At 70.5% G+C, this 24,133-nt stretch carries 20 protein-coding genes and 1 pseudogene; 7 read left to right on the forward strand and 14 right to left on the reverse strand.

What is annotated here, in order from left to right; all coding sequences use genetic code 11:
• Positions 1-19: 19 nt before the first annotated feature.
• The 10 genes and pseudogenes from rpoZ to pyrR all read right to left on the reverse strand — a co-directional run bounded on the left by rpoZ (position 20) and on the right by pyrR (position 10,880).
• A complete protein-coding gene (gene rpoZ / locus AC3ERS_RS31010; RefSeq protein WP_068066473.1) occupies positions 20-295 on the reverse strand; it encodes a DNA-directed RNA polymerase subunit omega in 276 nt (91 codons plus the stop codon).
• Between the two features lie 103 nt (positions 296-398).
• Positions 399-980 (reverse strand): guanylate kinase, encoded by a 582-nt coding sequence (gene gmk, locus AC3ERS_RS31015; RefSeq protein ID WP_431971673.1) that lies wholly within the window; start codon positions 978-980, stop codon positions 399-401.
• An 8-nt stretch (positions 981-988) separates the two neighbouring features.
• On the reverse strand, positions 989-1,309 hold the full coding sequence (mihF, locus tag AC3ERS_RS31020) for an integration host factor, actinobacterial type (protein WP_040708330.1): 321 nt from the start codon (positions 1,307-1,309) through the stop codon (positions 989-991).
• Between the two features lie 626 nt (positions 1,310-1,935).
• Positions 1,936-2,760 (reverse strand): orotidine-5'-phosphate decarboxylase, encoded by an 825-nt coding sequence (gene pyrF, locus AC3ERS_RS31025; protein ID WP_431971674.1) that lies wholly within the window; start codon positions 2,758-2,760, stop codon positions 1,936-1,938.
• Between the two features lie 11 nt (positions 2,761-2,771).
• The gene (gene carB / locus AC3ERS_RS31030; protein WP_431971675.1) at positions 2,772-6,104 is read right to left on the reverse strand and encodes a carbamoyl-phosphate synthase large subunit; all 3,333 of its coding nucleotides are present in this window, start codon (positions 6,102-6,104) and stop codon (positions 2,772-2,774) included.
• Positions 6,104-7,216, reverse strand: a complete 1,113-nt coding sequence (gene carA, locus AC3ERS_RS31035) for a glutamine-hydrolyzing carbamoyl-phosphate synthase small subunit (RefSeq protein ID WP_431971676.1) — start codon at positions 7,214-7,216, stop codon at positions 6,104-6,106. The genes carB and carA overlap by 1 nt, the downstream gene beginning before the upstream one ends.
• A complete protein-coding gene (locus tag AC3ERS_RS31040; RefSeq protein ID WP_431971677.1) occupies positions 7,213-7,710 on the reverse strand; it encodes a PH-like domain-containing protein in 498 nt (165 codons plus the stop codon). The genes carA and AC3ERS_RS31040 overlap by 4 nt, the downstream gene beginning before the upstream one ends.
• Positions 7,711-7,814: 104 nt before the next feature.
• Positions 7,815-9,098, reverse strand: a pseudogene (locus tag AC3ERS_RS31045) (dihydroorotase); the annotation flags it as partial.
• 106 nt (positions 9,099-9,204) lie between these two features.
• Positions 9,205-10,164: an aspartate carbamoyltransferase catalytic subunit gene (locus AC3ERS_RS31050; RefSeq protein ID WP_431971678.1), complete on the reverse strand. Its 960-nt coding sequence runs from the start codon at positions 10,162-10,164 to the stop codon at positions 9,205-9,207.
• Between the two features lie 77 nt (positions 10,165-10,241).
• On the reverse strand, positions 10,242-10,880 hold the full coding sequence (gene pyrR / locus AC3ERS_RS31055; RefSeq protein WP_431971679.1) for a bifunctional pyr operon transcriptional regulator/uracil phosphoribosyltransferase PyrR: 639 nt from the start codon (positions 10,878-10,880) through the stop codon (positions 10,242-10,244).
• 320 nt (positions 10,881-11,200) lie between these two features.
• Here pyrR and AC3ERS_RS31060 point away from each other — a divergent pair, with 320 nt between their 5' ends.
• The gene (locus tag AC3ERS_RS31060) at positions 11,201-11,668 is read left to right on the forward strand and encodes an NUDIX hydrolase (RefSeq protein ID WP_431971680.1); all 468 of its coding nucleotides are present in this window, start codon (positions 11,201-11,203) and stop codon (positions 11,666-11,668) included.
• Positions 11,669-11,706: 38 nt separating this feature from the next.
• Here the strand turns inward: AC3ERS_RS31060 and AC3ERS_RS31065 are convergent, their stop codons facing one another.
• Positions 11,707-11,841: a hypothetical protein gene (locus tag AC3ERS_RS31065; RefSeq protein WP_431971681.1), complete on the reverse strand. Its 135-nt coding sequence runs from the start codon at positions 11,839-11,841 to the stop codon at positions 11,707-11,709.
• 62 nt (positions 11,842-11,903) lie between these two features.
• Here AC3ERS_RS31065 and AC3ERS_RS31070 point away from each other — a divergent pair, with 62 nt between their 5' ends.
• Together AC3ERS_RS31070 and AC3ERS_RS31075 are read left to right on the forward strand one after the other, a co-directional pair.
• Positions 11,904-12,530: an alpha-ketoglutarate-dependent dioxygenase AlkB gene (locus tag AC3ERS_RS31070; RefSeq protein ID WP_431971682.1), complete on the forward strand. Its 627-nt coding sequence runs from the start codon at positions 11,904-11,906 to the stop codon at positions 12,528-12,530.
• Positions 12,531-12,696: 166 nt separating this feature from the next.
• Positions 12,697-13,410 (forward strand): HD domain-containing protein, encoded by a 714-nt coding sequence (locus AC3ERS_RS31075; RefSeq protein WP_431971683.1) that lies wholly within the window; start codon positions 12,697-12,699, stop codon positions 13,408-13,410.
• Positions 13,411-13,422: 12 nt separating this feature from the next.
• Here the strand turns inward: AC3ERS_RS31075 and AC3ERS_RS31080 are convergent, their stop codons facing one another.
• Positions 13,423-14,007: a TetR/AcrR family transcriptional regulator gene (locus tag AC3ERS_RS31080; protein ID WP_431971684.1), complete on the reverse strand. Its 585-nt coding sequence runs from the start codon at positions 14,005-14,007 to the stop codon at positions 13,423-13,425.
• A gap of 93 nt (positions 14,008-14,100) precedes the next feature.
• Here AC3ERS_RS31080 and AC3ERS_RS31085 point away from each other — a divergent pair, with 93 nt between their 5' ends.
• The 4 genes from AC3ERS_RS31085 (at position 14,101) to AC3ERS_RS31100 (ending at position 17,013) form a co-directional block, all read left to right on the forward strand.
• Positions 14,101-15,075 (forward strand): quinone oxidoreductase family protein, encoded by a 975-nt coding sequence (locus tag AC3ERS_RS31085; RefSeq protein ID WP_431971685.1) that lies wholly within the window; start codon positions 14,101-14,103, stop codon positions 15,073-15,075.
• Between the two features lie 136 nt (positions 15,076-15,211).
• Positions 15,212-15,496 carry a hypothetical protein gene (locus AC3ERS_RS31090; protein ID WP_431971686.1) on the forward strand — a complete coding sequence of 95 codons (285 nt, stop codon included), beginning with the start codon at positions 15,212-15,214 and terminating at the stop codon, positions 15,494-15,496.
• Complete coding sequence (locus tag AC3ERS_RS31095) at positions 15,493-15,801, forward strand: ribbon-helix-helix domain-containing protein (RefSeq protein WP_431971687.1); 309 nt, start codon at positions 15,493-15,495, stop codon at positions 15,799-15,801. The genes AC3ERS_RS31090 and AC3ERS_RS31095 overlap by 4 nt, the downstream gene beginning before the upstream one ends.
• A gap of 30 nt (positions 15,802-15,831) precedes the next feature.
• Complete coding sequence (locus AC3ERS_RS31100; protein ID WP_431971688.1) at positions 15,832-17,013, forward strand: serpin family protein; 1,182 nt, start codon at positions 15,832-15,834, stop codon at positions 17,011-17,013.
• Between the two features lie 3 nt (positions 17,014-17,016).
• On the opposite strand, the gene AC3ERS_RS31105 is transcribed toward AC3ERS_RS31100, so the two are convergent.
• Entirely contained in the window at positions 17,017-18,249 is a 1,233-nt protein-coding gene (locus tag AC3ERS_RS31105) for an FAD-dependent oxidoreductase (protein WP_431971689.1), read from the reverse strand.
• 97 nt (positions 18,250-18,346) lie between these two features.
• A complete protein-coding gene (locus tag AC3ERS_RS31110) occupies positions 18,347-24,076 on the reverse strand; it encodes a WD40 domain-containing protein (RefSeq protein WP_431971690.1) in 5,730 nt (1,909 codons plus the stop codon).
• Between the last annotated feature and the right edge of the window lie 57 nt (positions 24,077-24,133).

Consider the following 24,133-nt stretch of genomic DNA (forward strand, 5'->3'; position numbering starts at 1 on the left):
CGCGCGGACGCGGGAGGGGTTACTCGCCCTCGGAGTGCTCGAGCAGGTCGGAGTGGATCTCGCGCATGGCCACCGACAGCGGCTTCTCCTGCAGGCCCGGCTCCACCAGCGGGCCGACGTACTCGAGGATGCCGTCGCCGAGCTGGTTGTAGTAGTCGTTGATCTGGCGGGCCCGCTTGGCGGCGTAGATGACCAGCGCGTACTTGGACGACGTGCGCTCGAGCAGTTCGTCGATCGGCGGGTTGGTCAGGCCGATCGGGGTGTCGTACGCGGGCGCGGTCTTGGTGTCGCTCACTGGTGAGGCTCCTGCGGGTTGTCGTGGGAAAAATCAGCGGGTAATCGAGCGTGCCATGTCAGCGCCCTTGCCCCGGCCGAGGCGGGACACGGGTGTTCGGCAACTACCTCGAATTTGTGCTAACGAACAACGATACCAACTGCTCACAGGCGCTGGTCACCTCGTCGTTCACGATGACGATGTCGAACTCGTCACAGGCCGCCAATTCGGTCCTCGCGGTCTGCAGCCTGCGCTCGATCACTTCCGGCGATTCGGTGCCGCGCGAGGTGAGCCGGGAGACCAGTTCGTCCCAGCTCGGCGGGGCGAGGAAGACCAGAAGAGCGTCCGGCATCGCACGGCGCACCGAGCGCGCGCCTTCGAGATCCACCTCGACGAGCACGGGTATGCCCGCGTCGAGCGCTTCGCGCACCGGCCCGGCCGGGGTACCCGACCGCTGCAGGCCGCCGTGGATGTCCGCCCATTCCAGGAGTTCGCCCGCCTCGATCATGGCGTCGAACCGCTCACGGGAGACGAACTGGTAGTCGAGGCCGTCGACCTCCCCGGGCCGCGGGGCCCGGGTCGTCGCCGACACACTGAAGACCAGTTCGGGCAGGCGTTCCCGCACGCACCGCACGACCGTGGACTTGCCTACGGCCGAGGGGCCGACCAGTACTACCAGCCGACCCTTCCGCGTGTGTTCGACCACCCTCGTCGTCAGGCGTCGAAGTCGAAGCGGGCGAGCAGCGCCTTGCGCTGCCGATCGCCGAGTCCGCGCAGACGGCGGGTGGGGGCGATCTCCAGCTCGGTCATGATCTCTGCCGCCTTGACCTTGCCGACCTTGGGCAGGGCCTCCAGCAGCGCCGACACCTTCATCTTGCCGAGGATCTCGTCGGTCTCGGCATCCTTGAGGACGCTCTTCAGGTCGGTGCCGCCACGCTTCAAGCGCTCCTTGAGCTCCGCCCGAGCGCGGCGAGCGGCAGCCGCCTTCTCCAAAGCAGCGGCGCGCTGCTCGTCAGTCAGCTGGGGAAGGGCCACGGTTCCTCCGTCTCATCGTTCATTGCTTGATCTACCGCCGGTAACCCGCGCGGTCTCAGCGACCGTACCCACGACGTCCGCCGATTGCGAACCCACCCCCCAGGTCAGCGCATGATTCTGCATGCCCTAGGGGCGAGCCGCACCGGATGCGCGTCGCGCTCCGGGCGCTGCGGTGATCGTACCGCCGAATCCCGGAAACGCCCTGCTACCAGCGTTTTTTCGAAGCATTCCAGAGTTAGCGGAGCGGTTGCGGTGACACGTCACAAGGTGTCAGCAACTGTGCAGGCTTCCGACCAGGAAGTTTCTGGAAATTTCCCGCGTGTCGCGCTGTTCGTCCGCGTGTCGGATCGAACATTTGTCTCATCGGATGGGATCGATCGCACCCGCGGACGACGAAAAGCCCCGGCGCATAGCGTCCGGGGCCGGCGATGAGAGCAGGCGGGCACGGCGTGCCGCTGAATCGCCGCCTGCGCGATTCACCACACGCCACCCAGGTTTCCCCGCGCGGAACACGTGTAAACCCCGCAGAATGGCGGCCAGACACCGCAAAGCGGCCCGCGGGTTCGGTCGGTACCGAGCCCGCGGGCCGCGAACGTGATCGATCGAAGAATCCGCCGTCGCGGGATTCAGCGCCCCAGGAAGGCGAAATCCTCCTGAAGTGCGGCGACCCTGGCACGCAGTGCCGACACCGAGGGACCTTCGCGCAACACCTCGCGTGACACATTCGGCACCACCGCGCCGAGCATCGACTCGGGCACCAGATCGCGCACCGACTCGGGGCCACCGCCCTGTGCTCCGACGCCCGGCATCAGGATCGGGCCGTTCAGCGCGGACAGGTCGGGCGCCTCGGTGAGGGTGGCGCCCACGACGACGCCGATCGACCCGAAGCCTGCGCCCGCGTTGCGCGCGGCGGCCTCGTCCACCATCGTCTGCGCGATGCTGCGCCCGTCCCCGGCGCGCGCCAGCTGCACCTGCGCCCCTTCGGGATTCGAGGTGGCGGCGAGCACGAAGACGCCGCGGTGGTTGGCCTCGGCCAGCGACAACGCGGGCGCGAGCGAACCGAAACCCAGGTACGGCGAGACGGTTACCGCGTCCGAACCGAGCGGCCCGTCGCCGAGCCAGGTACGGGCGTAGGCGTCCATGGTGGAGCCGATGTCGCCGCGTTTGGCGTCGGCGAGCACCAGCGTCCCCGACGCGCGCAGCACCTCGACGGTCCTTTCCAGCACCGCGATCCCGGCCGAACCGTGGGCCTCGAAGAACGCCACCTGCGGTTTGACGAGCGCGACGGTGCCGTCGAACGCCTCCACGCAGATCTCGGCGAACTTCTCCAGGCCCTCGGCACTCTCGGGCAGGCCCCAGGCCGACAGCAGCTGCGGGTGCGGATCGATGCCGACGCACAGCGGGCCGAAGTGATGCATCGCGTGCCGCAGCCGCGCACCGAACGTTTTCATCGACCGCCGCCTCAGCCGCGCAGCGACGAGTGCAGTTCCTGGAGGGACCGCACGCCGATGCCGCCGTTGATGCAGGCCTCGATGCCCTGCACGGCCGCGGCCGCGCCCTGCACCGTGGTGATGCACGGAATGTTCACGCCCACCGCGGCGGTGCGGATCTCGTAGCCGTCCACGCGCGGGCCCGAGTTGCCGTAGGGGGTGTTGAACACCATGTCGACTTCGCCGTCGCGGATCTGCTCCACGATGGTCGGCTCGTCGGCCGGGCCCTCCTCGGAGTGCTTGCGCACCTGCTCGCACGGAATACCGTTGCGGCGCAACATTTCCGCGGTGCCCTCGGTGGCCAGGATGCGGAAGCCCAGATCGTGCAGCCGCTTCACCGGGAACACCATGGCCCGCTTGTCGCGGTTGGCGATCGAGACGAAGACCGTGCCCTCGGTGGGCAGCGAGCCGTAGGCCGCGGACTGGCTCTTGGCGAAGGCGGTGCCGAAATCGGCGTCGATGCCCATCACCTCGCCGGTCGACTTCATCTCCGGGGAGAGCAGCGAATCCACACCGCTGCCGTCGGCGCGACGGAACCGGTGGAACGGCAGCACCGCTTCCTTCACCGCGACCGGGGCGTCCAGTGCGACATGGCCGCCGTCGCCCTCGCTGGGCAGCATGCCCTCCTTGCGGAGCTCGGCGATGGTGGCGCCCAGCATGACTCGCGCGCAGGCCTTGGCCAGCGGCACCGCGGTGGCCTTGGAGACGAACGGAACCGTGCGGCTGGCCCTCGGGTTGGCCTCGAGCACGTAGAGCACGTCGTCCTTGAGCGCGTACTGCACGTTGAGCAGGCCCTTGACGCCGATGCCCTTGGCCAGCGCGATCGTCGAGCGGCGCACCGCCTCGATGTCGCTGCGGCCCAAGGTGATCGGGGGCAGCGCGCAAGCCGAGTCGCCGGAGTGGATGCCCGCTTCCTCGATGTGCTCCATCACGCCGCCGAGGTAGACCTCCTCGCCGTCGCAGAGCGCGTCGACGTCGATCTCGATGGCGTCCTCGAGGAAACGGTCGACCAGCACCGGGTGCTCGGGGTTCAGTTCGGTGGCGCGGGAAATGTAGCCCTCGAGGGACTTCTCGTCGTAGACGATCTCCATGCCGCGCCCGCCGAGCACGTAGGACGGGCGAACCAGCACCGGGTAGCCGATGCCCGCGGCGATCTTCTTGGCCTGCTCGACCGTGGTGGCGGTGCCGTACTTCGGCGCGGGCAGCCCGGCCGCGACCAGCACTTCACCGAACTCGCCGCGATCCTCGGCCAGGTCGATGGCCGCCGCGCTGGTGCCGACCACCGGGACACCGGCGTCGGTGAGCCGCTGCGCCAGACTCAGCGGGGTCTGTCCGCCCAGCTGCACGATGACGCCCGCGACGGTGCCGGACTCGCTTTCGGCGTGGTAGACCTCGAGCACGTCCTCGAAGGTGAGCGGCTCGAAGTAGAGCCGGTCGGCGGTGTCGTAGTCGGTGGAGACGGTCTCCGGGTTGCAGTTGACCATCACCGTTTCGTAGCCGGCCTGCGACAGCGTCTGCGCCGCGTGCACGCACGAGTAGTCGAACTCGATGCCCTGGCCGATGCGGTTCGGGCCGGAGCCGAGGATGATCACCTTCTCGCGCTCGCGCTGCGGCGCCACCTCGGACTCCGCGGCGGGATCGAGCTCGTAGGCCGAGTAGTGGTACGGGGTCTTGGCCTCGAACTCGGCGGCGCAGGTGTCGACGGTCTTGAACACCGGGCGCACACCGAGCCGGTGGCGCAGCGCGCGCACGCCCGTCTCCCCCGCCAGTTCCGGTCGCAGTGCGGCGAGCTGACGGTCGGACAGGCCGTAGTGCTTGGCGCGGCGCAGCAGCGGCTCGTCGAGCACGGGGGCGTCGATGATCTCCTGGCGCAGCTCGACCAGACCGGCGACCTCGGCGACGAACCACGGGTCGATACCGGAGGCCGCGGCCACGTCCTCGATGCTCGCGCCGTAGCGCAGCGCCCGCTCGACCTGGTAGATGCGGCCCTCGATAGGCGTGCGCAGGTCGTCCAGGATCTTGTCGACAGCGGCCTGCACGTCATCGCCTGACGGGGCCCACGGGCCGTCGTCCAGGGTCCAGAAGCCGGTGGCCTTGGTCTCCAGCGAGCGCAGCACCTTGCCGAGCGCCTCGGAGAAGTTGCGGCCCAGCGACATCGCCTCGCCCACCGACTTCATGGTGGTGGTCAGCGTCGGGTCGGCGCCGGGGAACTTCTCGAACGCGAACCGCGGCGCCTTGACGACGACATAGTCCAGGGTCGGCTCGAAGCAGGCCGGGGTTTCCTTGGTGATGTCGTTGACGATCTCGTCCAGCGTGTAACCGATGGCCAGCTTGGCGGCGATCTTGGCGATCGGGAAGCCGGTGGCCTTGGAAGCCAGCGCCGAGGAGCGCGAGACGCGCGGGTTCATCTCGATGACGATCAGACGGCCGTCGCGCGGGTTCACCGCGAACTGGATGTTGCAACCGCCGGTATCGACGCCGACCTCGCGCAAGATGGCGATGCCCAGGTCGCGCAGCTTCTGGTACTCGCGATCGGTGAGCGTCATGGCCGGTGCGACGGTCATCGAGTCGCCGGTGTGCACGCCCATCGGGTCCACGTTCTCGATCGAACAGACCACCACGACGTTGTCGCGGCCGTCGCGCATGAGCTCGAGCTCGTATTCCTTCCAGCCGAGGATGGACTCCTCGATCAGGACGTTGGCGGTCGGCGACGCGGCCAGACCGCCGCCCGCGATGCGGTCGAGGTCCTGGTCGTTGTAGGCCATGCCGGAGCCGAGGCCGCCCATGGTGAACGAGGGCCGCACGACGACGGGGAAGCCCAGCTCGGCGACCGTCTCGCGCACCTCGTCCATGGTGAAGCAGACCCGCGACCGTGCGCTCTCGCCGCCGACCTTGGCGACGATGTCCTTGAACTTCTGCCGGTCCTCGCCGCGCTGGATGGCCTCGAAGTCGGCGCCGATCAGCTCGACGTTGTACTTCTCCAGCACGCCGCGCTCGTGCAGCGCGACGGCGGTGTTCAGCGCGGTCTGCCCGCCGAGGGTGGCGAGGATGGCGTCGGGACGCTCCTTCGCGATGACCTTCTCGACGAACTCCGGCGTGATCGGCTCGACGTAGGTCGAGTCGGCGAACTCGGGGTCGGTCATGATCGTCGCCGGGTTGGAGTTCACCAGCGATACGCGCAGGCCCTCGGACCTGAGCACCCGGCACGCCTGGGTGCCGGAATAGTCGAACTCACAGGCCTGGCCGATGACGATCGGGCCCGAGCCGATCACCAGGATGTGGTGGAGATCCTCGCGGCGAGGCATCAGGCTCCTTCCATGAGACCGGCGAAACGGTCGAACAGATATGCGGCGTCGTGGGGACCGGCGGCGGCCTCCGGGTGGTACTGCACGGAGAACGCGCGGCCGTCGAGCAGGCGCACGCCCTCGACGGTGCCGTCGTTCGCGCAGACGTGGCTGACCTCGGCGCGGCCGAACGGGGTGTCGAACTGCTCGCCCTGCTCGCCCTCCAGGGCGAAGCCGTGGTTCTGCGCGGTGATCGAGATCCGCCCGGTCTCGTGCTCGACGACCGGGACGTTGATGCCGCGGTGGCCGAACTTCATCTTGTAGGTCTTGCGGCCGAGCGCCCGGCCCAGGATCTGGTTGCCGAAGCAGATGCCGAACAGCGGCAGCCCTTGCTCCAGCACGCCCTGGGTGATCGCGACCGCGCCGTCCTGGGTGGCCGGGTCGCCCGGGCCGTTGGACAGGAAGACGCCGTCGGGCTTCAGCTCGCGGATCTGGTCCAGGGTGACGGTCGAGGGCACCACGTGCACGCGCATGCCGCGCTGGGCGAACATGCGCGGGGTGTTGGTCTTGATGCCCAGGTCGACGGCGACGACGGTGAAGCGGCGCTCGCCGGTCGGCTCGATGGTGTAGACCGAGTCGGTGCTGACCTCACCGGCCAGGTCCGCGCCGAGCATGGACGGCTGGCCGTTGACCCTGGCCAGCAGCGCGTCGGCGTCGGCGAGGGCGGGACCGGAGAAGATGCCCGCCTTCATCGAGCCGCGGGTGCGCAGGTGGCGCACCAGCGCGCGGGTGTCGACGCCCGCGATGCCGACGATGTCCTGGCGCTGCATCGCGTCGGGCAGCGTGGTGGTCGCGCGCCAATTCGACGCCCGCCGCGCGGGGTCACGCACCACGTAGCCGGCCACCCAGATCTTCGAGGACTCGTCGTCCTCGTCGTTCCATCCGGTGTTGCCGATCTGCGGTGCCGCCGCCACCACGATCTGGCGGTGGTAGCTGGGGTCGGTCAGGGTCTCCTGATACCCGGTCATCGCGGTGCAGAACACCGCCTCGCCGAGCGTCTCGCCCATGGCGCCGTAGGCGGTGCCGCGGAACACCCGGCCGTCCTCGAGCACCAGCGCAGCCGCTTCGTTCACGTTCTGTCATCTCCCGTCATCGTCGTGGCCCACGCCGGGTACACCGTCTTGTCGTCACCTCGGAAACCGGTGTCTATCTCGGTTCCGGTCGGCAGCTTCCAGCGAATTACCAGCACACCATCTTCCGTCATCACTTTGCCCGCGTGTCCGCGCTCGGTGCGCACCGCCGTGATGGATTCCTGCGGAATCCAGATCACCGTCGCGCCGTCACGCTCGAGCAGAATTCCCCCTTCGAACCGCGTGAGCTCCGCCGTAGCGCGGAAGCCCAGATCACCCACCGCGATCCGGTCCTGCCAGCTGGGCGCGATGGTGCTGCCGAGATACATCCCGGTGGTCGGTTCCAGCACCTGCGCGCCGAGTTCGGCGGGCACCGGCGGCAGTTCGCCGATCCGCTCCCGCTGACGTGCCTCGCGATTGGTCCAGCCTCGATACATCAGCCAGAGAGCGAGGACGAACAGCGCGAACAGCCCGACCACCCACAGCGTTCTTTCCACTACGGACCTCCTGTATCGGATCGGCGGCGCTCCCGGTGCCCTGCGTGGTCACGCTCCGCTACCGCCTCCGGGCCCGTCGCTCGCGCCGCGGAACCCAAGCCGACCGCCTTACCCTCCCGGGCGGTCACCCGGCCGCGCAGCACCGTCGCCGTCACTTTGGCCGGGAAGGTCATCGCCTCGAACGGCGTGTTGTTCGAGATGCTGGCCAGCTCGGCGGCGCGCACCGTCCAGGTGGCGTCCGGGTCGACCAGGGTGAGGTTCGCGGGCTCGCCCACCTCGAGGGGGCGGCCGTGGTCGTCGAGTCCGACGATCTGCGCGGGACGCTCGCTCATCACGCGGGCCACGCCGCGCCAGTCCAGCAGCCCCGGTCGCACCATCGTCTGCACGATGATCGACAGCGCGGTCTCCAGCCCGAGCATGCCCGGACGTGCTACGGCGAATTCGCAGCATTTGTCCTGTTCGGCGTGCGGGGCGTGGTCGGTGGCCACGCAGTCGATGATGCCCTCGGCCAGCGCCCGGCGCAGCGCCGCGGCGTCGGAGGCCTCGCGTAGCGGCGGGTTGACCTTGTTGACCGCGTCGTAGGTCTCCAGCCGCGAGTCGTCGAGCAGCAGGTGGTGCGGCGTCACCTCGGCGGTGATCGAAATGCCCTGGGACTTGGCCCATTTCACCAGTTCCACGGTGCCCGCGGTGGAGGCGTGGCAGATGTGCACGCGCGCGGCCGCGTCCCTGGCGAGCAGCGCGTCGCGGGCCACGATCGACTCCTCGGCGGCGCGCGGCCAACCTGCCAGGCCGAGCCTGGCGGCGGTCGGGCCTTCGTGCGCGACCGCGCCCTTGGTGAGCCGCGGCTCCTCCGCGTGCTGGGCGATGAGCACGCCGAGGGAGTTCGAGTACTCCAGCGCACGGCGCATGATCAGCGGGTCGTAGACGCAGTGGCCGTCGTCGGAGAACATGCGCACCGCGCCGACTCCGGCGGCCATGGTGCCCATCTCGGCGAGCTGCTTGCCCTCCAAGCCGACCGTCACCGCGCCCACCGGGAACACGTCGACGAGGCCGACCTCCTGACCGCGCCGCCAGACGTGATCGGTGACGACCACCGAGTCGGCGACCGGGTTGGTGTTGGCCATGGCGAACACGGCGGTGTAGCCGCCCAGCGCGGCGGCGGCGGAGCCGGTCTCGATGGTCTCGGTGTCCTCGCGGCCCGGTTCGCGCAGGTGGGTGTGCAGATCGACGAAGCCGGGCAACAAGATCTGGCCCTGCGCGTCGATGATCTCGGCGTCCACGATGCCGAGATCGGTGCCGATCTGCCGGATCTCGCCGTCGGCGACGAACACGTCGACCGGCTCGCCCTCGCCGTAGATCAAGGCCCCCTTGATCAACAGCCCACTCATGCTGTCTCCTTTCGGCCCGAGCGGGGGCTCTCCGTGGTTACGCGAGCTGCCTCCTCCGAGCCCTGACCGCTCATGCCGGGCGTCACCTTCCGCTCGTCGTTGCCGTTCATGCCACCGCCTCCTGCGCGCCGACCAGCAGGCGGAACAGCACCGCCATCCGCAGGTGCACGCCGTTGGTGACCTGCTGCAGGATCGCAGCCTTCGGCGAGTCCGCCACGGCGGAGGCGATTTCCATGCCGCGCAGCATCGGGCCGGGGTGCATGACCACCGCGTGCTCCGCGAGCAGCGCGAGCCTGCGCTCGGACAGCCCGTAGCGCACCGAGTACTCGCGCGCCGACGGGAAGAAACCGCCGTTCATGCGCTCGGCCTGCACGCGGAGCATGAGGACCGCGTCGGCGCCGGGCAGTTCGGCGTCCAGGTGGTGCGCGACCCTGGCGGGCCAGGCTTCGACGCCGATCGGCAGCAGCGTACGCGGCGCGACCAGCACCACCTCGGCGCCGAGGGTGTGCAGCAGGAAGACGTTCGAGCGCGCCACCCGGCTGTGCAGGATGTCGCCGACGATCACGACCCGCTTGCCCTCGATGTCGCCGAGCCGCTGACGCAGCGTCAGCGCGTCGAGCAGTGCCTGGGTCGGGTGTTCGTGCATGCCGTCGCCCGCGTTGATGATCGCCGGACCGGAGGCCCGGCCCTCGGCGCGCGCCCATCCGTCCATCCAGTGCGCGATCTGGTGCGCGGCGCCGGAGGCGGGGTGGCGCACGATCAGCGCGTCCGCGCCCGCGGCGTGCAGGGTCAGCGCGGTGTCCCGCAGCGATTCGCCCTTGGACACCGACGAGCTGCTCGCGCTGACGTTGATCACGTCGGCGCTCATCCACTTCCCGGCGACCTCGAAGGACACCCGGGTGCGGGTGGAGTTCTCGTAGAACACGGTCATGACGGTGCGGCCGCGCAGGGTCGGCAGCTTGTGCACTTCGCGGCCGAGCAGCGCCTGCTCGAAGCGCTCGGCCTCGTCGAGCAGCTCGGTCGCGGCGGCGCGGTCCAGATCTGTGACGCTCAGCAGATGTCTCACGCCTCGGCCTCCTGGGTCATGCGGGACACCCGCACCCGGTCGGCTCCGATGAGCAGGGCTGCGCAAATGTGGCTCATCTACGCCTCCTCCTGGTGCAAATAAACCCCGTCTCGGCCGTCGTGTTCGGTCAGCAGCACGGAGATGTCCTCCGACCGCGAGGTGGGCACGTTCTTGCCGACGAAGTCGGCGCGGATCGGTAGTTCACGGTGGCCGCGGTCGATCAGCACGGCCAGCTGCACGGCGCGCGGCCTGCCGAGGTCGCGCAGCCCGTCCAGGGCCGAGCGCACGGTGCGGCCGGAGAACAGCACGTCGTCGACGAGCACCACGAGCGCGTCCTCGATGCCGCCGTCGGGCACCGACGTGCGCTCCAGCGGGCGGTGCGGACGGCTGCGCAGGTCGTCGCGGTAGAGGGTGATGTCGAGCGAGCCGAGGGCCGGGCGGACGCCGGAGAATTCCTCGATCTTGTCGGTCAGCCGCGCGGCCAGGGTGGTGCCGCGAGTCGGGATGCCGATCAGCACCACGCGCGGCGACACGGCCTCGTCGGAATCCAGCGCGGTCTTCTCGATGATCTGGTGCGCGATGCGCGCGATGGTCCGGCCGACGTCGGAAGCCGACAACAGCTCCCGCCCCGCCGACACCCATTCGGGTGTGTGCCGCTGAGAGTGCGTCGTCTCGGCAGCGCCGGACTTGGCGGCCCGATCTCCGGGCACGGCCATGCCGACCTCCTTCCCCGCCTCACCGGACGGTCCGTTAAAGGATGTCTTTACGGCTAGCAGCGTAACAGCGCCTCCGACCGGGCTTTCACCAGGCATATCGGCCTGTGAGCTGCCCCACGAACCGGCTGTGAGCGGTGCCACCTGCCGCGGGTTGTGAGGCGACGGCGCGCGTTCATGTCGCGCCCGCCGAAGGGTGCTTGCCGTTTCGGAGTACTGCGGACACCGGTTGTTTCGTCGGTCGAAGACGGGAAGTGAACGGCGGCAATAAGAGATCGCGGGTGTCGCCGAGGCGGGATAGGGTCCGGCGGGAGGTTGCGGGGATGAGTTTCAGGCTGGCGGCGTATGCCGTATGCGTCGAGGACGGGCGGGTGTTGCTCGCCCATCACGTCGCACCGAGCGGCGAAACCACCTGGACTCTTCCAGGCGGTGGAGTCGAGCACGCGGAGGATCCATTCGACACGGTGATCCGTGAGCTCGCCGAGGAGACCGGCTGCCACGGGGTCGTCGAACGCCTGCTCGGCGTGGACTCGCGGGTGATCCCCGCGGCCGCCGCGCGCGCCGGAGCCGAGCACCAGAACGTCGGTGTCTTCTACGGCGTCCGGATCACCGGCGGCAGGCTCCGGCCGGAACCCAACGGAGCGACCGCCGAGTCGGTCTGGACTCCGATCCCCGACGTCGCCCGCCTACGCCGGTCATCACTCGTCGACATCGGCCTCGCGCTGGCTCGATCCCTTCCGGCGACCGGCCACGTCGCTCCCGTCCCGGTCAGCGGCTTGATCCAGCACTGACGCGCCACCTGTGGTCCACGGTCGCCGCGGGGCGAGCGCTACCGGCGAATCGCCGTGACGATCCCGGTGGTCGGGTCGCCTGTATCGGCGGGGCGGCCCAGCGCGGCGGTGGCGATCTGGAGATCGACGACGCGGAGTCGCGCGCCCGCCGCGACGGCGATCGCGCGGGACATCCTCGGCCGCATGTGAGCGCGGGTATGTGCACATATGTTCGAATGGAGGTAGGGTCGGGCGGGTGACGGCATGGCTGCAGGGTTCGCTGTTCGACGGGTTCGGGGACGCGCGCCTCGGCTCGCTCGACGGCACGCAGCGCACGGCACTGTCCGACGGCGCATGGGTCGACGTGCGCCCCGGATGGCTCAGCGGAGCCGACGCGCTGTTCGACCGGCTGGCGCGGGAGGTCCCGTGGCAAGCCGAGCGCAGGCCGATGTACGACCGGGTGGTCGACGTCCCCCGGCTCCTGCATTTCTATGACGAACAGGCGGATCTGCCGGACCCGATCCTCGGCGAGGCGCGCGACGCGCTCGGCCGCTACTACGCCGCCGAACTCGGCGAACCGTTCCGCACGGCGGGCCTGTGTTACTACCGCGACGGGCGCGACAGCGTGGCCTGGCACGGTGACACCTCGGGTCGCGGGGCGACGCACGACACCATGGTCGCGATCCTGTCCCTCGGCGCACCGCGCGCCCTGCTGTTGCGGCCGCGCCGGGGCGGCGCGAGCATCCGCTACCAGGTGGGACACGGCGATCTGCTCGTGATGGGCGGCTCCTGCCAGCGCACCTGGGAGCACGCGGTGCCCAAGACGCGCAAACCGGTCGGCCCTCGGATCAGCATTCAGTTCCGTCCGCGCGACGTGCGCTGAGCCCAGCCCTGCCGCACCTCGCGGAATCCGAACCGAAAATGGTTGGCGGCGAAGCGCATTCGCCGCCAGCCGAGTACATCCACGCGCGAGAATCACTCCGGTCCATCAGGTGAACAAAGTGTCGCAGGGCACTGCGCGCGGCCGGTCGGCCCGATAGATTGGCGGTATGAGCAATCCTGGGGCGGGAGTCTTGGCCGTGATGCCGCTGCACACGATCAGCGAGGTCTATGGCGAGGCGGGACTGCGCGAACGACTGCTGCTCGAGATCGCGGAACTGCCGGACGAGGATCGCCTCACCGAGGCGCTCGACCTGGCCTCCGAGTTGCACCGCGACGATCGCTACGGCCGCGAACCCTATCTGAATCACCTACTGCGCGTGGCGATCCGGATCGTCAGCCACTACGAGGTGCGCGACGCCGACGTGGTGGCGGCGGGATTGCTGCACGATTCCGTGGAAGACCACCCGGCCGAGCTGGCGGGAACGCGCGCGGGCTCCCCTACCGACGCCGCGCTCACCGAACTGTCCGAGCGCTTCGGCGGCCGGGTCGCCGAGCTCGTCGCCGCCGTCACCGTCCCCGAGCCCGACCCCGAGCGCGACAGCCACGAGCAGTACCGCGATCACGTCGCGTCGACCCTGGATCGCGCACCGTGGGCGCGCGTCGTCAAGCTCTCCGATTTCACCGACAACGGCGTGGGCATCCTCTACGCCGACGGGCCGATCATGCGCAAGCTGGCCGTTAAGTACCGCCCGCTCACCGACGTCTACCGCGATCTGGTGAGCAGGCCGGACACACCCCTGGCCGACCACGTCAAGCAGCACATCCTCGGCCAGCTCGATCGCGCCGACGAACGCTTCGAAGCCATCCTCGCGCGCGACTGACCGGCCGGCGTCTCAAGCGGACTCGGGGGCGCGCAGCACCGACGCCACGAGTTCGCGCATCGCGGCGCGCAAGCGATCCGCCTCCCCCGCGCGCACCATCCCGGAAGCGAGCTCACCACCCAACGGCGCGAGCAGCAGTGCGCCGACCGCTTCGGCGTCCAGATCCGGGCGCGCCTCGCCGAGCATCGCGGTGATGTGCGCGGCCCAGAACGCGTGGAACTCCTCGCGCCTCGGGTGCGGCGGCACCGCGTTGTAGGCCACGACGAGTTCGACGTTGTCGATCACGAGGTCGGTCATCGCCGCGAAGTAGGCCGACAGGCGTTCGGCGGCGGGTGCGCCGGGCCCGAGCGGCGGCGGGCCGCTGGAGACGGCCTCCATCAGGGCCACCGCGGGTTCGGCGACCAACTCGTGCAGCAGGCCCGCCCTGCTGCCGAAGCGGTGGAAGATGGTGCCTTTGCCCACCCCCGCCATGGCCGCGACCCGGTCCATGGTGACGCCCTCGGCCCCGCGCTCGGCGAGCAGCGTCCTGGTCGCGTCCAGGATCGCGCGCCGGTTGCGGGCGGCGTCGGCCCGTTCCCGGGTCCGCCCCTCGGACATGTCATCCGCCTTCGTCGTTGACAAAGTTGACCGACGGTCCATATCGTCGTGCGAGAAATATCTGGACCGTCAGTCAACTTATGGGAGTTCTCGATGCGAGCAATCGTAATGACAGGGGTGGGCGGGCCCGAGGTGCTGGTTCCGCGCGAAGTGCCACAGCCGCGGCCGGGCGCGGGCGAACTGGTCGTCCGGGCGGAGGCGATCCCGGTGCTGTACCCGGAAGTCGCGATCCGCGCGGGCAGTTTCCCGACGCCCGCCGAGCCGCCGCTGGTGTTCGGCTTCCAGGCCGCCGGTGTCGTCACCGAGACCGGGGCGGGCGTCGATCCCGGCCTGATCGGGCGTCGAGTGGCGGTGGCCACCAACGGTTCCGGCGCCTATGCCGACTTCGTCGTCGCGGCTGCCGCGCAGGCGACGTCCATCCCGGACGGCATGGACGCCGCCGTCGCCGCCGCGGTGCTGATGGGCGGTTCGGTCGCGACCGCCCTGATCGACACGGCCGCGCCCACCGCGGGCGAGACCGTGCTGATCGAAGCGGCCGCGACCGGCGTCGGCGCGTACCTCACCCAGTACGCGGTCCGCCGGGGTGCGCGCGTCATCGCGACGGCGGGCGGACCCGACAAGGCCGCGCGAGCGCGTGAACTCGGGGCCGCCGACGTCGTCGACCACAACGATCCGGAGTGGACCGACCGCCTCCGCAGCGTGCTCGGCGGCACGACACTGGACGTCGTGTTCGACGCGATCGGCGGACCGGCGACACCGGCGTTGCTCGACCTCATGACGCCGTTGCGCGGGCGCATGCTCGGCTACGGCTTCCTCTCCGGCGGTCCCGCGCCGATCACCGCGATCGACCTCGTCACCCGCGGGCTGACCTTGATCGGTTGCGCGGGCCCCGCATGGCTCGGCAAGGTGGCGGGCTACCGCGCGGCGGTCCTCGCCGAGGTCGGAGCCGGAACGCTCCAGCCGCTCCTCGACGCGACGCTGCCCCTCGACCAAGCGGCCCGCGCCCACGAACTGCTCGAACAGCGCGCCGCGTTCGGCACGATCATCCTGCGCCCGGACCAGGCCTAGCGACCGACCGTGCCCGCGCGCCGAGAAGCGCGCAGGCACGATCATCCGGCCGTCCCCCGCCCTTCGACGCAGCTGGGCACCTGAGTATCCGAAGTCAGGTACCACGCGGGTGGTACCCGGCCGGTACGATCGGGATGTGGCCTACGAATGGTGGTACGGCATCTCGACGGTTCTGGCCCTGGCCGGGATCGAGCGCCACGAGGTGATCGAGGTGCTCTATGCCGACCGTCGGTGGCCGCGCCGTGGCGTCGACCCGGTGACCGGGGTTACGGCGCTGACGATCTGGGGTCGCACCGATGACGGGCGACCGTTGATCGTCACCCTGCGAATGCTGGACGGCTCCGATCATCAGGTCGTGGCAGCCCAGCCGATGACGACGGATCAACTCCAGGAATTCAGCACGTGGGAGAAGATGCGATGAGCAACACCGAATGGCCCGACACTCCCGAAGAGGTGGCCGCTCTCGCCGCCCGTCTGGAATACAGCGACGAACCGGTCGAGCTGCCCCCGACCCCCGGCCCCGAAGGCATCATGGTGTCGCGGTCGCTGAAGATGCCGATCGAGCTGGACGCGCGGATCAAGACCGCGGCCGCCGATCGCGGTATCACCCAGTCCATGCTGATGCGCCAGCTGCTCGAGACCGGGCTCGCCGCGATCGAGCACGACCACCCGATCTCGCTGACCGATGCCATCCGCGCGCTCTCCGGTCTGGCCAAGCCCGCCTGACCCCCTGCCTGTCGCGACTATCGTGACGGCGTGGGGAGCACAGTGGACACACGGGTAGCCGCCGTCAACGACCTGACCGCGCGGTGGGTCGCCGCGGCGGGAGAGGACGATTTCGTCGTCTCGGGCGCCGGGCTCTGGCCGCTGCTCGCCCTGCTCGCCGGGGCCGCGTCGGGACCCGCCCGCACCGAGTTGGAAGCCGCCATCGGGCTGCCCGCCGAGGCGGCGCACGATGCCGCGCTGGAGCTGACGCGGATCATGACCGAGTCCGATGACGTGTCCGCGGTGCTCGGCGCGTGGTTCGCCGAGACGCTTCCGCTGCGCCGCGAGTGGACCGACACCATGCCGCCGGACACCATCGGGCGGCTGACCGGGCAGGACGCGCTCGACGCCTGGGCCGCGCGCGGGACCGGCGGGTTGATCGAACGGTTCCCGCTGTGCCTCACACCCGACACTCTCGTGGTCTTGGCGACCGCGCTGGTAGCCAAGACCCAATGGCGCGAGTCGTTCGACGAGACCGTGCTGTGCCCCGAATCCGGGCCGTGGCGCGGGATCAGGGGTCGCGGCCTCGCGCGATCCACCGGCGACCTCACCGCGGTCGCCCTCCTGGACGGCCAGGACCCGGTGACGCGCGTGGTGGTCACCGGGACCGCCGACCTGGACGTGCACCTGCTGCTCGGCTCGTCCGCACCGGACGCCGTGCTCGCCACCGGCCTCGCGGCCCTCACCGGACCGACGCCCGGCCACGCCGAGCTGTCGCCGGGAACCCCCGGACCCGGGCTGCGGGTCTCGCACTATCGTTCGCCGCTGCCCGGCGACCGGCTCGATATCCGGATGCCGCCCTTCGAGATCCGCTCCTCGCACGATCTGTGCGCCACACCCGAACTGTTCGGCCTGTCCGCTGCCATGACGACCGACCACGGCCACTTTCCGGCGATCTCGCCGCAGGAACTCGCGATCGCCCAGGGCGCGCAGGACGTGCTGGCGCGCTTCACCCGCGACGGTTTCGAAGCCGCGGCCGTCACCGCCGTGGCCGCCAGGGCGGTGAGCATGCCGCTGCCGGGCGACCATCTCGTCACCCGCGTCGACGTCGTCTTCGATCGGCCGTTCGGCTTCCTCGCCGTGCATCGCGAAACCGGGCTCGCCGTGGTCGCGGGCTGGGTCTCGCGGCTACCGAGGCACCCTGACGACGGGGCGGAGCCCTTGTTCGTCTAGTCCTCAGTGCGCCCGGCGTGCGAAATCCGGTGCGTGCTCGGGCAATATCCCGCGGGCGATCAGCAAGGCCGGAACGCCGCGCAACACCGGGACGCGCCGCAGGATCCGCAGCGGCAACGGCGCGTTGCCCGCGCGCGAGAGGTCCACTCGACCCGACAGGGCGGGCCCGATGGCCCAGGTGTGCAGCGACCGCTGCATGCCCTGCGTGACGACGGTCGGCAACCAGCGGCGGCGCTGCACCCTGGCCAGCTCCCGGACCCGCACCCGTCCGGAAAGGAGGGGCGCGGCAAGGATTCTCGCCGCCGCGACCGCGTCCTGTACCGCGAGGTTGATGCCGACGCCGCCCGCCGGGGACATGGCGTGCGCGGCGTCGCCGAGGCACAGCAGGCCGTCGATGTACCAGCGTTCCAGGCGGTCGAGCTGGACGTTGAGGAGCTTGACCTCGTCCCAGCTGTGCAGCGCGTCGACTCGGTCGGTCAGCCACGGTACGGCCTCGGCCATTTCGCGCAGAATCGCCCCGACGGGCCCGCGCCGCGCCTCTGCGTCGCTGCCTTTGGCGATGAGGGTGGCGCACTGCCAGTAGTCGCCACGATCGAGCATGACGGCGGCGCGGCGCGGGGTGACGAGCGGAATCGCGCCCGCGGGATCGATCCCGGTGCGCGGCAGGCGAAACCACCACACGTCCATCGGCGTGGGCCAGCGGCGTGGACGCAGCCCGGCGGCGGCCCTGAGCACCGAATCGCGTCCATCGCAGGCCACCGTGAGCACGGCCTCGATCGAACCGGTGCCGCCCTCGGTAGTCCGGTACCGCACACCCGTGACCCGGCCGTCGGCGTGGATCAGGCCGGTGGCCTCGGTGTTCCTCCGCAGCCGGAAGCCGGGTTCGCGATCGGCGGCGCGGGCGAGCAGGTCGAGCAGATCCCACTGCGGCACCATGGCGATGTATTTGTGTTTGCCGGGCAGGGTGTTCAGCGTCGCCAGGGTCTGCAACGAGCCGCCGACCGGCAGCTGCACCGATTCCAGCCGCCGCGCGGGCAGTTTCGCGAACTCCTCGCCGAGGCCGAGTTCGTCGAGCAGGTCGAGGGTGGTGGGGTGCACGGTGTCACCGCGGAAGTCGCGCAGGAAGTCGCCGTGTTTCTCCAGCACGGTGACCTCGACGCCGGCGCGGGCGAGCAGCAGGCCGAGCACCATGCCCGCGGGCCCGCCACCGACCACCAAACAGGTCGTTCGTTCCATCGACGATCTCCCCTCGCACGGCGATCAACCTCTCGGGCGAGTCCGATGGTATGTCGTGCGCGCGGTCTCTCGGCGCAGGACGACGAAGTACGACCCCCTACAGCGGCGCGTCCACCGGAACCTGCTCGACCTCCGGCAGGTAGGAGTCCAGCTCGCCGGACTCGAAGCGGGTCATGCCGATGACGTGCCAGAACTGTCCGGCGATATCGCCCTCGAACTTGTAGCGCCCGTCGGGGGTGAGCGCGGCCCAGCCCTCGGGCAGGCCGAGCAGCACCGCGCGCACGGCGGGCGCGACGTCGCGGCCGTTCGGGAGGGTCCACAGGATCGCGCTGCCGTCGTCTCCGCCGCTGGCCAGCCGCCTGCCCGCCGGGTCGAAAGCCAGCGACCAGACTCGCCGCTTGTGGCCCTCCATGGTGTGCAGATGTCGTCCGGTCGCCATGTCCCACAGGCGAATCACCAGGTCGTCGCCCGCCGTGGCCAGCGTGCCGGTGTGCGGGTCGATGGCCGAGGTCCACAGCCTGCCGGTGTGCCTGGTCAGCTCGTGCAGGCAGTCCCCCGACTCGACGTCCCAGATGCGCGCCGTGGCGTCCCACGACGCGCTGGCGAGCCGGTCGCCGTGGAAGGCCACCGAGTAGACCCGGTCGCCGTGGCCGCGCAGCGCCCGCAGGAATCGCCCGGACGACACCTCCCAGAGCCGCACCACCGAATCGTCGCAGCCGGTGGCCATCAGGGTGCCATCGGCGTTGAACGCGATGGAGCGCACCCGGCCGCGGTGTTCGGCGCAGACGGCGTGCAGCGCGCCGGTGGAGCGGACCCAGACGATCACGGTGTCGTCGTCGTTGGCGGTGGCGAGGAAATCGCCGGTCGGGTCGAAGGCGATCGTCCAGATCGGCGCCGACTCCACGGTGATGTGTCGTTCGAAGCCGTCGGCGTCGAGATTGAACAGGCTCAGCCGCCCGTCGTTGCCGACGGTGGCGAGCTGGCGTGGCTGCGCCGAGCTGAACACCGCCGCTTCGAAGGTGAGCAACCGGTCGTCGCTGCCGATCAGACGGCGAATCAGCCTGCCCGACACCGGATCCCACAGTCGCACCACGCCGTCGTTGCCGCAGGCGGCGAGCAGGTCGCCGCCGCAGTTGAAACTCACCGAGGTGACCTGGCGGCCGTGCCCGGTGAGAATGTGGCGGCACACGCCGGTCGCCGGATCCCAGAGCCGGGTGGTGAACTGGTCGTCGGTGATGGCCAGCTGGGCGCCGTCGGGCCGGAACGCGAAGGGCCAGATCGACCCGGTGTGCGCGGTGAGCCGGTGCCGCAGCTGCGCCGATTCGCTCTCGCGCAGGCAGACCAGTCCCGCGCTGTCCCCGGAGGCGAGCACCGCGCCGCTCGGATCGAAGGCCAGCCAGTAGATGGCGGCGGTGTGTTCGGTGGGCGCGTGCCGCGCCGCGCCCGTTTTGACGTCCCAGGTGCGCAGTCCGCCATCGGTGTCTCCGCTGGCAAGCAGCGGGAGGGTGGGATGGAAGGCCAGGGTGTAGACGCGCCCGGTGTGCCCGGCCAGTGTGCGGACCGGACGGCGGGTGGCCGGGTCCCACAGCGTCAGCGCGCCGTCCACGCCGCCGACCGCGAGCACCGAACCGGACGGATCGAACGCGATGCGGAACACCGAGCCGCCCGCCCCCGCGAATTCGCCCTGCTGGCTCCCGGTTTCGATATCCCAGAGCCGGACGACGCCGTCACGGTAGGCCGCGGCCAGCATCGTGCCGTGCATGGCCAGGCTGTAGATCAGCTCCCGCCCGCCCGACGCGGGCACGCATTCGTGGCGCAACTCGCCGCCGGGCAGCGACCACAGTCGCAGCACGCCCTCGGCGTCGCCGGTCACCAGCAGATCACCCGCCGGGCTCAGCAGCACCGGCCACGGCCAGTTCTGGTGGCCGGGCAGAATACGGCGCAGTTCGCCGGTCATCGCGTCCCAGATGCCGACGGTGCGGTCGTGCGAGCCGGTGATGAGCACCGAGTCGGTGAACGCCACCGCGAAGGTGCGGGCGCGATGGGTCTGCAACGTGCGCAGCGGGCGGCCGGTCTCGGTGTCGCAGATCAGGACACCGCCGTCGTCGCTGCCGATCGCCAGGGTGCCGCCGTCCGGGCTGTAGGCGACCGGCTGCGGCAGCCTGCCGTGCCTGGCGTGGAAACCGTGCCGGACGCCGATGGCCGCCGGGGCGAATTCGGTCTGCGCGGCGGTACCCGGCACCCACGCGGCGCCGCGCATATCGGTGCCGATCGGTGCGCCGATCACGTCCAGCAGCGCGGCCCTCGGCCAGCGGCTGCCCGTTCCCCGCGCGCCGGTCAGGTCGGTGCGGGCCAGCCGCGCCCTGGTCAGGTCGGCGTCGGTCAGATCGGCCCCGACCAGCACGGCCTCGTCGAGCCGGGCGCCGACCAGCCGCGCGCCGCGCAACACCGCGTGCGTGAGATTCGCGCCTACCAGCCGCGCGCCGGTCAGGTCGGCGCCGCTGAGGTCCACCCCTTGCAGGTCGCGGTAGGACAGGTCCTCGCCCGCCAGCGCCGCGCCGCGCAGGTCGGCGGTCGGCGCGGTGCGCAGCCGGGTGGTCACCCGCAACGCGTTGGTGCGCGAGTTGTCGTCGCAGGCGGAGTCGGCCAGCACCGCCTCGGCCCAGCCGCGCAATGCCTGGGTGTCGGCCAGATCGCACAGGAAGTCGATGGACAGCTGTGACAGCTGCGCCTGCGCGAGCTGCGACGGCGTGGCCGCCCCGGCCGCGAACTGCTCGGCGACGTGGTTCGCCACGAGCCATTCGGTCACCGAGGCGTGGATGAAGCCGAAGAGGTTGTCCTCGGTGCGCACCAGCAGACTGCCCGAGCCGATGGCGTGCGTCGACTGCTGCACCGACATCCGGTGCGGGCCGCTCAGCTCGACGAGATCCCTTGCCACCTCGGTCAACTCGGCCAACCGCAGGTACGGCTCGCCCTTGTCCCAGATGCGCAGCGCGAACGCGGTGACCGCCAGCCACAGCTCGTCCAGGCGCAGGCCAGGCGGCGATCCCGCGACGGTCGCGGTGCGGTCGACCTCGTACGTCAGCCACGAGTCCAGGATTTCCCGGTACAGCCCGGCCGGACCGACCGCCTGCTTCGCGCCCGCGGCGGCGCGCAGGCGGCGCTCGTCCAGATCGGCGATGAAGCTGAGCATGCGCGGATTCTGCGCCAGGCCGAGCAGGTCTTCGATGCCGGTGATCAAGCGCATCCTGGCGTCGGCGCGGCGCGCGTCGCCGCCGTACCGGTTGACGAGGAAGGCGCGGATCTGCGCGGGAGCGAAGTCCTCGATGCTCACGATGCGCCGGTCGTGGAGCAGACCCACCCGCTCGCCGAGGGCGGTCAGCACTTGGGCGCGCGACTCGAAATGCTGGGTGCGGCTGGCCACGATGATCTTCGCCTTGCCGACCGCCGCTTGCAGCAGCGTCTCCAGGTGGTCGGCGGCGAATTCGTAGCTGATACGGGTGACGAGCTCGTCGAAGCCGTCGAACAGCAGCACCACCCGGCCCTCGCGCAACATGTACCGCAGCGCCTTCAAATCGATGCGGTCCTCGCCGTGGTTCGCCAGGTGGGCCGCGACCAGCCCGTCCACCGAATGGGTTTTGTCGAGGGTGCGCAGTTCGATGAGGATCGGCACCAGCGCGGGCTTGGTCTCGGTGATGCGGCGGGCCAGCTCCCGCAGCGCGAAGGTCTTGCCGCGCCCGAAATCGCCGAGCAGCAGCACGAATCGGCCGTGGTCGGCGCTGACCATACCGAGCAGTTCGCCGACCAGGTCGTCGCGGATCAGCTGATCGCCGTGCTCTAGCACCCGAAAGCGTTGCGGCACGTACAGTTCCGGCGGATACCTGCGGTCCGAACGCAGCCCGGCGGCCTGCGCGGCGAGATAGCCGTCCAGGTCGAGCAGGCCCTGGAACTCGGTGAAACTGCGCACCCGCAGGCCGTGGCTCGCGGCCTCCTCACGCAGCGACCGCGGCGGCGGCGCCCCGCGGTAGACCAGCTCCGAACCGTATTCCGGGTCGTGGCCGAGGAAGTCCTCGATCACCTGCCTGGTCATATCGCCCACGTGCACGCCGACCCGCCACTGCGCCACCACCTCGTCGCGCTGGTGGGTGATGAACAGGTGCGGCGGGTCCACCTCGACACGGCGGATCCGCGCGCCCGGGTACCGCGTGTCGCACACTTCGGCGACGCGGTCGAGCAGCCTGCGGTGCGGGTCGACGATCGCGGGCGCGTCGGCGGCGGGCGCCAGCGCCTCCGGTTCCTCGGCGGCCAGTTCCGCCACCGCGGCCGTGGTCAGCGCAGCGGTGGAGTGAATCCACGTGTGTTCCAGCCGCGCTCCCGGCTCGCCGGGCGTCGCGTCCTGAGCGCTGTAGCGCGCCAGACCCTGGGCGGTGATGTGCACGATCTCGTCGCGGCCCGGCGCGGCGGCGGGCAGTACCGGCAGCACGCCGCCGAGCCGATCCAGGTGCCGTCCGCCGGGTCCCGGTCCGTGCAGCACCAGGTGCAACCGACCGCCGAGCAGCCGGGACAGCGTCTCGGCGTCGCGCAGCAGCGCCGGGTCGTGCGCGGCCGCCGCGGAGCCGGGCACCGGATCGTGCCGCAGCACGCCGACGCGCAGCCAGCCGAGTTCCTCGAAGGCGCGTAGTCGTTCGGCGAACCAGGCGGCCTGGGGTTCGCCGATGCTGCCGTAGTCGTCCTCGGCGCGGTGGGTCGCGGCCATCGTCGAGTTCAGACCCGCGATCACCACCCGCAGTTCGGGGATCGGGAACAGGGTCCACGGCTGCCCGACGTCGAACACCAGGTGGTCCAGCCCCTGGTACAGCTCGCCGAACAGGCGCGCGAACTGCTCGAGCTTGGGGAAGTACGGCGGCTGCGGGGTTCGTTCGCGCGCTTCGCAATTCAGGAAGTAGGCGTGACAGGCCACCTTCGACACGTCGTGGTTGCCCGGCACGACGATCAGGCGGTCGGGTTCCAGGCCGAGCAGCACCCGCAGCCCCGTGAGGAACGACAGCGCCTCGTCCACTTCTCGCGGCCGCCCGGATTCGGTCAGATCGCCGCTCACCACGATCAGGTCCGGTCGGGGCGCGCCGCGGTCGACGAGGTGCGTGACGTTCGCCCAGATCCTGGACTGGAGTTCGCGCGCGGTGGCCGGTTCGTCGCGTCCGAACAGCCCGCGTCCGAAGCGCGGCCCCGCCACGTGCAGCACGCTCACGCCCTCGCGGTGCTCTTCCCGCGCACCGCCGGGAAAGGGCGGGGCCGCGACGGGCGTCCGGCGGCCGAGCGCGGATTCCACCGTGCCGTCCTGCTCCTCGCCGGCGAGCGACGGCAGCGCCGCGTGACCGTCGTGCGGGAAGCCGGGCTCGATCCGCGGCTTGGCCCGGCCCGCGAGCATTTCCGCCACCCGGTCGAGCAGCGTCCGCCGCGCCTCCTCGGCCGTCGTGACGTTCAGCAGGTCCAGGTAGGTGAGGGTCGCGAGCAGTCCCTCCAGCGCGCAGTCGGCGATGCGCACCGGCAGCAGCTTGCCGGGATCGGTGCGGAAGGCGGCCTGCCACTCCATGGTTCCGTAGCGCGAATTCAGGTAGTTGTCCGAGAGCACGGCGATGACCACCGTCGACTCGCGCACCCCGCGATCCATGAAGTCGATGAAGTTGGTTCCCGGTACGAAATCCCATGCCTGGATCAGGGTTCGATACCCGGCGGCCTCCAACTGCCAGGCCAGCCAGGTCGCCCACCGCCCGTCCGCCGGGGAGTAGCTGATGAAGAAGTCCCGCGCCCGCCCCTGCTCTGTCACGCCCCCAGTATGCCAAGCCGCTCCCCGCACGGGGTGCCGAAAACAACTGGCACGGTA

It is taken from the genome of Nocardia sp. bgisy134 (genome assembly GCF_057708325.1).